Here is a 10002-nt window from a genome sequence, read left to right as displayed (position 1 = left end):
TAGGCGAGTTTGGCTTGGGCGGCGCTGCAGCTGGCTTTGAGCCGTTCGAGGTCGTCGATGGTTTGGGTGAGGGTGGCTTGGTTGCCGTGTTCCAGGATGGTGGCTAGGCGGGTGTTGAGGTCCTCGATGAAGGGCATGGGTTGGTCCAGGACGCCTGGGGTGGGTGGCCTGGGTGGGGGCTGGGTTTCGAAGTTTTTGTTGGCTTCGGTGTGTTCTTCGAACATATTTCCACTGTATAGGGGTGGTGTGGAGGGTTTGGGGCGGTGTTCACCAACTGTGGATTAGTGGAGCCCTGCATGGTTAAGTTCCTGTGGATAACGTCAATAAATCTCTGTGACCTGTAGCGATAGAAGGTTGACCGGCGCGGCAAGGCGAGTGCTATCCATGCGCAAACTGCTGGCCCGTGGGCTTGATATTCAGGGGACCGTGAATCGTGCGCTGAATTCAAAAGAGTTTTTGGCAAGCAAAAAGGGAGAAAATCTGCGAAAGATTTTCTCCCTTTATCCGAGCCCCCTGCCGGAATCGATCCGGCGACCTCGTTCTTACCAAGAACGCGCTCTACCACTGAGCTAAGGGGGCAACAGGTAAATACTTTACACACAAATTTTGAGTTTTCAAAATCAGGCGCTGCTTAGTGCTTGACCTCACAAAATCCGTGCTCAGTAGGGGGTTCTGCGTAATCGCGGGAGGTTGATGCGATGTCGAGCGGAAGTGGGGTGCCTGGCGAGCGAGGTCGCTTGGCGCCTTGGGCAAGTGAGTGGAATTGACCGCAAGTGGCTCGGTGCGGAAAGGTGCGGGCGGGCCGTTGGGAAGGCCAGTCCTGAGTGAGTAGCGTCACGGGCGGGGTTTTTCTTCAGGGGGGGCTCAAGGTGCGCGTTCTAGGAATGCGAATAACGTATTTCACTTGGGAATTTAGGGAAATTTAGGGCTGGGTTCAGATGGGGTTTGTCCGATTTTTCTTTGCTGGGAAATCCGTGTAGAGTATTTACTCGTTGCCCCCTTAGCTCAGTGGTAGAGCGCGTTCTTGGTAAGAACGAGGTCGCCGGATCGATTCCGGCAGGGGGCTCTGAGTGGGAAGTCGTCTTGGCTTCTACAGGATGATTTCCCACTTGTGGCGGCGTAGCTCAGCTGGTTAGAGCGCACGACTCATAATCGTGAGGTCCCGGGATCGAGTCCCGGCGCCGCTACCGACAAAAGCCTCGAAAACTCACTGAGTTTTCGAGGCTTTCTTCGTTTCTAAGGCTTGTCGATATTGCCAGTCGAGTTCTTCTTCGAGGATTTCAGAGCTAACTTGCGGACCTGCTCGAGCAAATCTTCATCAAATGGTTCACCGGTTTCCGGGTCACCGGCATTCGCATCGTGGCCATGCACCGCGGTGTGGAGCCGTTGCATCTGGAAGTCAAGTTTTTCGGCGGCGTTGGCCGCGTCCGTAAGCTCTTCGACCAGATGGCTCGGCACGGAGCCTTCGTATTTGTAGAAAATCTTGTGTTCTAAACTGGCCCAGAAATCTTGGGCGATGGTGCGAATCTGCACCTCGACGATCACCGGAACTGGCCCCTCCGACAGGAACACCGGAATCTCCAGGATTAAGTGCAGGCTTTTATAGCCGTTTGCTTTCGGGTTTTTGATGTAATCCTTGACCTGAAGCACCTTCAGATCGTTTTGCGAAGTGAGCGTATTGAGGATCTTGTAGGTGTCCTTGATGAAACTGCAGGTGATCCGAATTCCGGCGATATCGGTAATGTTTGCGCGAATCGAGGGGAGGGCAGGATCGATGCCGCGCTTGACTACTTTTCGAAGAATGCTCTCCGGTGATTTCACGCGTGAAGTGACATGCTCGATCGGGTTGTACTTGTGCAAATACAAGAATTCCTCGCGCAGGATCGAAACCTTGGTCAGTACTTCGTCCGCCGCGAAGCGGTATTCCATCATGAACTTCGGAAGCGACTGCCGCAGGGAAAGCGCGAAGTCATAGGCAAGCGGCCCGTCACCGCCAGCGGAATTGCTGATCGGAGTAGGTAGGACTGCGTGGTGATCATCTGAATGGGGAGAAATTTCGGCCACCTCTGGATAAAGTAGTAGGCCCGAGGGCCTACCAATATTTCGTCAACTTCTTCCACACTAATCCTGTCCACTAAGAATTAGGCATGAACAAGATACATGTTGTTAGTGCATTGTCGCGGTGTTTAACGCTCTAACGTTGAGTGCAGGACTTTTGAAAGGGTCGGATGATTCTCGAACGTGAAAACCGGCAGCTCTGCCACGGAATTAGTTTTTCGCAAAATGAGCCAGATCCAATGTTGCGCCTGCGCCGTGGCGATGACTGGATCAATGAACCGCTTCGTGAGAACCGATCGATCACGCTGAGCGTGGGGGAGACGAAGTTCTGTCTGGGATATGTGAGCATGCGTGCCGATGGTTCACGCAGCCTGCATCCCTGCCCGAAGCTCAAGGGACTGAACACCGGCACGCAATGCGATGGCTGCCGTCGTTTGGACCAAAGCAAATTTATGCACCAATTCCACAAGACCGGCGAAGCGCCCGAGGGGCTGCGCAAATACCTGGAGCAACCGCATTTCCTGTACGTCGCAAGCTTCGCTCAAGGTGCTACCAAGGTCGGAACCACCTCGGTGCAGAGCAAATGGACGCGACTGGCGCAGCAGGGGGCGGTAGCCGCACGCTACGTCGCACGGGCGGCAGACGGTGCAGCGATCCGCGTATTGGAGGACCTTGTCACCGAGCATGTGGGTCTGAAGCAGCAGATTCGGCAAAAATCCAAGGTTAAAGGGCTGACCTCGTGGGAAATGGATGCCGCGAGTTTGGACGCTGCCAATGCATCGGCCGCGCGGCGCACGCAGTCCTTCCTCGAATCGCAGGGGGAGCTGTCGACCTATGGCGTGGAATTGTTGGATCAGCGTTGGGAGCAGCCCGCATTTGCGCGTGAGGTAATCCGCGCATGGGATGCCAAGTCCCTCCATCCATGGGCGGGAGCAGTTCCGGGAAGCGAACTGAATCTGCGCATTCGCGGGGTGCTTGGCCAGACGATTCTCGTGGACAGCGGCGCGGAGACGACTTTAAGATTGCTCGATGCCGCGGAACTGAAGACCCGAGTGGTGAGCGTGAAAGAGCAGCGCGGTGAGTTCTTCGAGGAACAATCTCCATTGTTCTGAGTTTCACGCGCAATTTCGTTTCGCGCTGGGCACCGTGGCGCGCACTGTCAACTAAACTGGATGCCATGACCAACACTCCATGGGAAGCGGCCTCTCCGCGTTACAAGAAGCTTGTGTTCACCGCCATGGGTGTAATGGGCTTTGGGATTATCTTGGCGATCATCGGTGCGAACATTCCTTCGCTGCCGCTGGTCTACACCGCGATCTGCATTATGGTCGTTGGCATGCTGTGCCATATTGTGGCGCTGGCCGTCCGTGCCCGGGATACCCGCAACTGGCGCATCGCCAATGGACTGGCGACCCCGCGCGCCAAGAAGCAGAAGTAACAGAGCCACCAAAGGCTACTTAGCAACTCACAACGTGCAGGAGAACTAATGGGTATCAACCCTGACCTCGTGGGGCGAATTTACCCCGCCGGTGCGTCCTACCAGGTAGGACGCGAAAAGATTCGTGAATTCGCCACCGCGACCAAGGCAAGCTCGCCGGCGCATTTCCAGGTGAGCGCGGCCCGCGATCTGGGGTACGCGGATCTGGTTGCCCCGCCAACCTTCGCCATCATCATCGCCCAGCGTGCCGATGCCCAGCTCATCGCCGATCCGGCCTCGGGGATCGATTTCTCCCGCGTGGTGCATGCCGACCAGCGGTTCACCCACCACCGCCCGATCGTCGCCGGCGATGAATTGCTCGCCGAACTCTACGTGGACCAGGTGCGCGAAATGGGTGCCGGAGCGATGATCACCACCCGATCGGAAATCACCACCGTGGACGGCGAGAAGGTCGCCACCACCACTTCATCGCTACTGGTACGAGCAGAGGACTAGGCCATGATCGAATTCTCCACCCTGGAAAAGGGCCAAGTCATCGGCTCGAAGACGGTGAGCGTGAACCGCGGGGATCTGGTGCGCTATGCCGGCGCCTCGGGGGACTTCAACCCGATCCACTACAACGAGCGCTTCGCCAAGGAAGTAGGTCTCGACTCGGTGATCGCCCACGGCATGTTCACCATGGGCTCGGTCATCGAGCTGGTCAGCGCATGGGTGGGTAACCCCGGAGCGATCCTGGACTACCAGACCCGCTTCACCAAGCCGGTCATCGTCGATGACCCGGCCGGGAGCAACCCGGGCGACGCGGCGGGCACCGCCATCGACATCGAAGGCAAGATCGGCGCGCTGGATGCCGAAGCCCGCACCGCGCGCGTGGACTTGACCGTATCGGCCAACGGAACCAAGGTGCTGATGAAGTGCCAGGCCGTGGTGCAGCTCTGAACAAGCACCCGGTAGGCGAAGTGCCCGGAGCGGTCATCGCCTGGCGCAATTCGCTGATGGCGGCCTACCTGGCCAGCGGCCTGCTGATCTCGGCCTTGGTTTCCCGGCTGCCGGCGGTGCGCGACGCGCTGGCGCTGGATCACGCGAACGTCGGCTTGCTGCTGCTCTGCCTCAGCGCCGGCTCCTTCCTGTCGGTAGCCCTCTCGGGGCAAGCCGTCCTGCGCGCCGGTGCCACCAACGTCATGCGCGTCGCGGCGAGCGTGGCAGGCAGCTCGCTGCTGCTGGTCGGGGTCAGCTCCGGGGCGCTGGGCTCTACCTGGCTGACCGGCGTATTTCTCTTCACCCAGGGGCTGGGGACCGCCGCGTGGAATGTGGCCTCCAATGTGCAGGGCGCGGCCATGGAGCGGGCCCTGGGCAAAAGCATCATGCCCGCGCTGCACGGATTCTTCTCCATCGGCACCGTGCTCGGGGCCGGTGTCGGTGCCGCCTCGGCCGCGCTGGCACTGCCGGTGCAATACCACTACGGCGCGATGGGCCTGCTCATCGTGGGCATGGTGCTCTACAGCGCACGGTTCTTCGGCGAGGACTTCGCCAGGACCCCGCGCACGCACTCCGGGTCTTCGCTGAAGGCGGCCTGGCGGGAACCGCGCACGGTGCTGCTCGGCGTGCTGGTGCTGGGCATGGCCCTGGCCGAAGGAGCCGCCGGCGACTGGGTGGCCCTCGCCCTGGCCGACGGCTACCAGAGCAGCGCGGCGGTGGGCGCCATCGGCTACGGGGTGTTCGTGAGCACGATGACCTTGACCCGGCTGCTCTCCGGGGATTTGATCCTCCGGCTGGGCCGGGTGCGCATGATCCAGGCCAGCGCGATCGCCGCCCTGGCCGGGGTGCTGCTCTTCGCCTTCGGCGGCAGCCTGCCGCTGGCCTTTATCGGCTTGGCCGTGTGGGGGATGGGCGTCGCGCTGACCTTCCCGCTGGCGATGAGCGCCGCCTCCGCGGATCCGCTGCATGCGGCTACCCGCGTCTCGGTGGTCTCCACCATCGGCTACGGCGCCTTTCTGGGCGGCCCGCCGCTGCTGGGGCTGCTGGCCGGGGCGATCGGGCTGCTGCCGGCGCTGGGCAGCATCTCGATTCTGGTGGTGCTGGCCTTCTGCCTTTCGGCCAATATGGCGGGGTACCGCCAGGCCGAAGACCACTAGCACACGTAATTATCCGAAAGTAGGAGCATGCTGAAGAATTTGACGACATCGCAGGTCGGCGGCCCGGCCCAGTCGCTGGTGGTCGCCACCACCGAGGACGAGCTTGTCGCGGCCCTCGCGGCGGCCGACGCCGCCGGGGAACGCGTGCTGCTCGTCGGCGGCGGCTCGAACCTGGTCATTTCCGATGCGGGATTCCCCGGGACCGTCATCCAGATCGCCACCCGCGGGGTGCGCGTGGAAGAGCAGAGTTCGCACACCGCGCTGCTGCGCGTGGCCGCCGGGGAGAACTGGGACGCCGTGGTCGAATTCAGCCTCGCCCAGGAACTGAGCGGGCTGGAGGCGCTTTCGGGCATCCCGGGCTGCGCCGGGGCCACCCCGGTGCAAAATGTGGGGGCCTATGGTGCCGACGTTTCGCAGACCCTTCAATGGGCGCGGGTCTACGACCGGGAAACCGGCGAGCGGCTCACCCTGGACAAGGCGCAGCTGGCCTTCGGCTATCGCGATTCGCTGATCAAGCGCAGCTCGGAGAACGGTTCGCCGCGCTACGTGGTGCTGGCGGTAGGCTTCGCGCTGCGCCGCACGGAGGCCTCTGCGCCGATCCGCTATGCGGAATTGGCACGGCGGCTCGGCGTGGAAGCCGGACAGAGCGCGCCGGCCGCACAGGTGCGCCAGAGTGTGCTGGAGCTGCGGCGTTCCAAGGGCATGGTGTATGACCCGAACGATCCGGACTCGCACTCCACCGGCTCCTTCTTCACCAACCCGATTCTGCCCGCCGAGGTGCTGAAGCGGCTGCCGGAGGACGCACCGCACTACCCGGTGCCCGAGGCGGGCCTGGTGAAGCTCTCGGCGGCCTGGCTGATCGACCGGGCCGGCTTCGCCAAGGGTTTCGGGCTTCAAGGCACCGCAGGCTACGAGCTGGCCGGCGGGCGCGCGGCCCTGTCCGCCAAGCACACCCTGGCGATCACGAACCAGGGCGGGGCCAGCGCCGCGGATCTGCTGGCCATCGCCCGGGCGGTGCGCGCCGGGGTCCACGAGCGTTTTGGGATCATGCTGGTCAACGAACCGCTGCTGATCGGCCTGGCCCTCTAGCGAGCGCAAAAAAGCCCCTTCGAACCGATGGTTCGAAGGGGCTTTGCCTTGTGCCTAGAGGCGGCCCTGGGCGATGGCCAGCATGCGGCGCAGCGGCTCCGCGGCGCCCCAGAGCAGCTGGTCGCCGACGGTGAAGGCGGAGATGTACTGCGGGCCCATTTCCAGCTTGCGGATGCGGCCCACCGGAATGTCCAGGGTGCCCGAGGCGGCGACCGGGGTCAGCGCGTCGACGGTGGCTTCCTTGGTGTTGGGCACGACCTTGGCCCACTCGTTGTCGGAGTCCAGCAGCGATTCGATCTCGGAGACCGAAAGATCTTCCTTCAGCTTCAGGGTCAGCGCCTGCGAGTGCGAGCGCATCGCGCCGATGCGCACGCACAGCCCGTCCACCGCCACATGCCGTTCGCCGCTGGTCTGCAGGATCTTATTGGTCTCGACCCCGGCCTTCCACTCTTCCTTGGACTGCCCGTTGCCCAGGTCCGCGTCGATCCACGGGATCAGCGAGCCGGCCAGCGGCACGCCGAACTGGGTGGCGTCCAGCCCACCGCGCTGCGCGGCCAGCACCTTGCGGTCGATCTCCAGGATCGCGGAGGCCGGGTCGTCCAGTTCGGAGGCGACGTGGGAGTTGATGTCGCCGAACTGGGTGAGCAGTTCGCGCATATGGCGGGCGCCGCCGCCGGAGGCGGCCTGGTAGGTCATCGAGGTGCCCCATTCGACCAGGTTGTTCTTGAACAGCCCGCCCAGGCCCATGAGCATGCACGAGACGGTGCAGTTGCCGCCGACGAAGTCCTTGACCCCGGCGACCAGGGAATGGTCGATCACGCTGCGGTTGACCGGGTCGAGCACGATCACCGAGTCCTCGTTCATGCGCAGCGTGGAAGCCGCGTCGATCCAGAGCCCGTCCCAGCCGGACCTGCGCAATTCGCTGTGGACCTTCGAGGTGTAGTCCCCGCCCTGCGCGGTGACGATAATGGGCAGCTTGGCCAGGGTTTCAAGATCGTAGGCGTCCTGCAGCGCCCCGGCTCCTGCGGCGAAGGCCGGGGCGGCGCCGCCGGCGTTCGAGGTTGAGAAAAAGACCGGGTCGAGGTGCGCAAAATCGCCTTCGTCGAGCATGCGCTGCATCAGCACGGAGCCAACCATGCCGCGGTAACCAACAAATCCAACAGATGAAGTCATATCTCCATGGTAGGGGGAGTGGTCAATCTGCACCGGGTTCGTTACAGCAGTTAAAGCAGAATCACACCCGAGGCCCAGCAGGGCTCGAGTGTGATTCGTGGAAGCCGAAGAGTTACTTTTCCTCCAGCAGCTTCTTGCGATTGTTGATCGCCCACATCGCGCCGAAGATGAACAGCTGGGTGGGGACCAGCAGCATGATCAGCCCGAAGACCTTATTTCCGCTGAGCACCATGAAGAAGCCCAGGGCCGCCACCACCAGGGCCAGCAGGGGGAAGAGCATGTAGCCGAGGATGAACAGCGCCTCGGGGTGGGCCTTGAGCTCGCCAAGATATTTTTTCACGTCGGTCAGTCCTTTTCGCGGATCCAGGATTCGAAGCGGTAGCCGATACCGCTCTTTGAGCTATGCCATGCCTCGGCCGGGTCGGCCGCGGAGAGCTTAAAATCTTCCGGGAGCGCTGGGGCCGTGGTATCCCCGGCCGGGCTCAAATCAAGCCGGGTGATCACCGCAACATCGAGCAGCTCAAGGGCCGCGGCGTAGAGCTGTCCGCCGCCGATGATCCAGATCTCTTCGCCGCCCGGGCTCTGCCGGGCCAGCTCCAGCGCCTCGCGCAGGCCGCCGGCCGGGATGCCGCCGTCGGCGCGGAGCTGATCCTGATTGCGGGAGGTCAGCACGATATTGCTGCGCCCGGGCAGGGGGCGGAACTTGGCCGGGAAGGATTCCCAGGTGTTGCGCCCCATGATCACCGGGTGCCCGGCAGTGACGGCCTTGAAATGGGCCAGATCCTCGGGTACATGCCAGGGCATGGAACCGGCGGCGCCGATGATCGAGTTGGCGCCCTGCGCCCAGATTGCGCCGATCAGCGGTTGCTGGCCGGTGGCGTGGCGTGGACTCATACGGCCACGGCCCCCTTGATGGTCGGGTGGTGCTGGTAGTCCTTGAGCACAAAATCTTCCAGCGTGTAGTCGAAGAGCGAGGCCGGCTTGGAAGCGAATTCGAGCTTCGGGTAGGGGTAGGGCTCGCGGCGCAGCTGCTCGCGGACCTGTTCCAGATGGTTGGTGTAGATGTGGGTGTCGCCGCCGGTCCAGATGAATTCGCCCGGCTGAAGATCAAGCTGCTGGGCGACCATCAGGGTCAGCAGCGCGTAGGAAGCGATGTTGAAGGGAACGCCGAGGAACATGTCGGCGCTGCGCTGGTAGAGCTGGCAGGAGAGCTTGCCCTCGGCGACGTAGAACTGGAAGAACACGTGGCAGGGCGGCAAGGCCATCTGCTGGATTTCGGCCACATTCCAGGCCGAGACGAGGTGCCGGCGCGAATCGGGGTTACTGCGCAGGGAATCCATGACCTGGGAGATCTGGTCGATATGCGCACCGTCCGGGGTCGGCCAGCTGCGCCACTGCACCCCGTAGACCGGGCCGAGCTCGCCGTCTTCATCGGCCCATTCGTTCCAGATGCGCACGCCCTGATCCTGCAGCCACTTCACATTGGATTCGCCGCGCAAAAACCAGAGCAGTTCCGCGGCAACCGACTTAAAATGCACCCGTTTGGTGGTGATCAGCGGGAAGGATTCGCTCAGGTCGAAGCGCAGCTGGCGGCCGAAAACGGAGCGCGTGCCGGTGCCGGTGCGGTCCTCTTTCGCGGCGCCATTGGCGAGCACGTCGGCCAGCAGGTCTTCATATGGTGTGGCGATAGTCTGTGGAGTCACCGTTCCATCCTAGCTTTCCATGGCCGGATCGCGCTAAAAGCGGTGCCGGCTCAGGCGAGCATATCGTGGTACTCCGGGTAGCGGGAGAGATAATCCTGCACATAGCTGCATTCGGGGACGATTTTTGCTCCCTCGGCGCGCAGCTCATCGAGCACCATGGTCACCAGCGCGCGGGCGTAGCCGCGGCGGCCGAACTCCTCGTTCACGATCGTATGCTGCAAGGTCACCAGCTGCTCCTCGCGGTGGTAGCCGATGAAGCCGATGAAGGTGGAACCGTGCCATAGCGAGTAGCGCCCGCGCCCCGTGTCGTGATCCATGCGCAAGCCCTGATGCACAATTTTCTGCACCGGGTGTTCTGGCTGTTGGGCAGTCATGGCGGTTGCCTCCTCGATGGTGACTTCTCTCA

Annotated in this window: 13 protein-coding genes and 3 tRNA genes; 8 read left to right on the top strand and 8 right to left on the bottom strand. The window is 62.3% G+C overall.

All coding sequences use genetic code 11. From position 1 onward, the window contains the following. Positions 1–224: hypothetical protein (locus CIK76_RS04240; RefSeq protein WP_141393452.1), on the bottom strand; the 224-nt coding region annotated here is incomplete at its 3' end. 283 nt (positions 225–507) lie between these two features. After that, a tRNA-Thr gene (locus CIK76_RS04235) sits at positions 508–579 on the bottom strand. 415 nt (positions 580–994) lie between these two features. Here CIK76_RS04235 and CIK76_RS04230 point away from each other — a divergent pair. Both CIK76_RS04230 and CIK76_RS04225 read left to right on the top strand, forming a co-directional pair. After that, positions 995–1066: transfer RNA gene (locus CIK76_RS04230), tRNA-Thr, on the top strand. A 47-nt stretch (positions 1067–1113) separates the two neighbouring features. Beyond that, positions 1114–1187: transfer RNA gene (locus tag CIK76_RS04225), tRNA-Met, on the top strand. Positions 1188–1236: 49 nt separating this feature from the next. Here CIK76_RS04225 and CIK76_RS04220 read toward each other — a convergent pair. Next, entirely contained in the window at positions 1237–1956 is a 720-nt protein-coding gene (locus tag CIK76_RS04220; RefSeq protein ID WP_255248341.1) for a GTP pyrophosphokinase family protein, read from the bottom strand. 272 nt (positions 1957–2228) lie between these two features. On the opposite strand from CIK76_RS04220, the gene CIK76_RS04215 reads away from it, so the two are divergent. The 6 genes from CIK76_RS04215 to CIK76_RS04190 all read left to right on the top strand — a co-directional run bounded on the left by CIK76_RS04215 (position 2229) and on the right by CIK76_RS04190 (position 6720). Beyond that, a complete protein-coding gene (locus tag CIK76_RS04215) occupies positions 2229–3170 on the top strand; it encodes a DUF2797 domain-containing protein (protein WP_255248339.1) in 942 nt (313 codons plus the stop codon). Between the two features lie 65 nt (positions 3171–3235). Next, positions 3236–3496, top strand: a complete 261-nt coding sequence (locus tag CIK76_RS04210; protein ID WP_096283766.1) for a hypothetical protein — start codon at positions 3236–3238, stop codon at positions 3494–3496. Positions 3497–3544: 48 nt separating this feature from the next. Further along, on the top strand, positions 3545–3991 hold the full coding sequence (locus CIK76_RS04205) for a MaoC family dehydratase N-terminal domain-containing protein (RefSeq protein ID WP_096283764.1): 447 nt from the start codon (positions 3545–3547) through the stop codon (positions 3989–3991). A gap of 3 nt (positions 3992–3994) precedes the next feature. Then, positions 3995–4435, top strand: a complete 441-nt coding sequence (locus tag CIK76_RS04200; protein WP_096283762.1) for a MaoC family dehydratase — start codon at positions 3995–3997, stop codon at positions 4433–4435. Continuing rightward, positions 4411–5631, top strand: a complete 1221-nt coding sequence (locus CIK76_RS04195) for an MFS transporter (protein ID WP_255248338.1) — start codon at positions 4411–4413, stop codon at positions 5629–5631. The genes CIK76_RS04200 and CIK76_RS04195 overlap by 25 nt, the downstream gene beginning before the upstream one ends. 27 nt (positions 5632–5658) lie before the next feature. Further along, a complete protein-coding gene (locus tag CIK76_RS04190) occupies positions 5659–6720 on the top strand; it encodes a UDP-N-acetylmuramate dehydrogenase (protein ID WP_096283760.1) in 1062 nt (353 codons plus the stop codon). Positions 6721–6774: 54 nt separating this feature from the next. Here CIK76_RS04190 and asd read toward each other — a convergent pair whose 3' ends face one another. From asd to CIK76_RS04165, 5 genes are all read right to left on the bottom strand, one after another. Continuing rightward, positions 6775–7893, bottom strand: coding sequence for an aspartate-semialdehyde dehydrogenase (gene asd / locus CIK76_RS04185; RefSeq protein WP_096283758.1), 1119 nt, complete (start codon positions 7891–7893; stop codon positions 6775–6777). A 112-nt stretch (positions 7894–8005) separates the two neighbouring features. Then, complete coding sequence (locus CIK76_RS04180) at positions 8006–8233, bottom strand: NF038396 family protein (protein ID WP_096283756.1); 228 nt, start codon at positions 8231–8233, stop codon at positions 8006–8008. Between the two features lie 5 nt (positions 8234–8238). Further along, the gene (locus CIK76_RS04175; protein WP_096283754.1) at positions 8239–8787 is read right to left on the bottom strand and encodes a dihydrofolate reductase; all 549 of its coding nucleotides are present in this window, start codon (positions 8785–8787) and stop codon (positions 8239–8241) included. After that, a complete protein-coding gene (locus CIK76_RS04170; protein WP_096283752.1) occupies positions 8784–9596 on the bottom strand; it encodes a thymidylate synthase in 813 nt (270 codons plus the stop codon). Before CIK76_RS04170 ends, CIK76_RS04175 begins: the two co-directional genes overlap by 4 nt. 50 nt (positions 9597–9646) lie before the next feature. Continuing rightward, on the bottom strand, positions 9647–9970 hold the full coding sequence (locus tag CIK76_RS04165; RefSeq protein ID WP_096283750.1) for a GNAT family N-acetyltransferase: 324 nt from the start codon (positions 9968–9970) through the stop codon (positions 9647–9649). Positions 9971–10002 lie beyond the last annotated feature (32 nt).

The organism is Glutamicibacter sp. BW80, assembly GCF_002332385.1.
In the GTDB taxonomy this organism is placed as follows: Bacteria; Actinomycetota; Actinomycetes; order Actinomycetales; family Micrococcaceae; genus Glutamicibacter.
This window is presented reverse-complemented; position numbering and strand designations above follow the sequence as displayed.

What these genes read in the sequence shown, in the direction of transcription:
- CIK76_RS04215 (WP_255248339.1), top strand. Translation starts at nt 2,229, where the DNA reads ATGATTCTCGAACGTGAAAACCGGCAGCTCTGCCACGGAATTAGTTTT.
- CIK76_RS04210 (WP_096283766.1), top strand. Translation starts at nt 3,236, where the DNA reads ATGACCAACACTCCATGGGAAGCGGCCTCTCCGCGTTACAAGAAGCTT.
- CIK76_RS04205 (WP_096283764.1), top strand. Translation starts at nt 3,545, where the DNA reads ATGGGTATCAACCCTGACCTCGTGGGGCGAATTTACCCCGCCGGTGCG.
- CIK76_RS04200 (WP_096283762.1), top strand. Translation starts at nt 3,995, where the DNA reads ATGATCGAATTCTCCACCCTGGAAAAGGGCCAAGTCATCGGCTCGAAG.
- CIK76_RS04190 (WP_096283760.1), top strand. Translation starts at nt 5,659, where the DNA reads ATGCTGAAGAATTTGACGACATCGCAGGTCGGCGGCCCGGCCCAGTCG.
- asd (WP_096283758.1), bottom strand. Translation starts at nt 7,893, where the DNA reads ATGACTTCATCTGTTGGATTTGTTGGTTACCGCGGCATGGTTGGCTCC.
- CIK76_RS04175 (WP_096283754.1), bottom strand. Translation starts at nt 8,787, where the DNA reads ATGAGTCCACGCCACGCCACCGGCCAGCAACCGCTGATCGGCGCAATC.
- CIK76_RS04165 (WP_096283750.1), bottom strand. Translation starts at nt 9,970, where the DNA reads ATGACTGCCCAACAGCCAGAACACCCGGTGCAGAAAATTGTGCATCAG.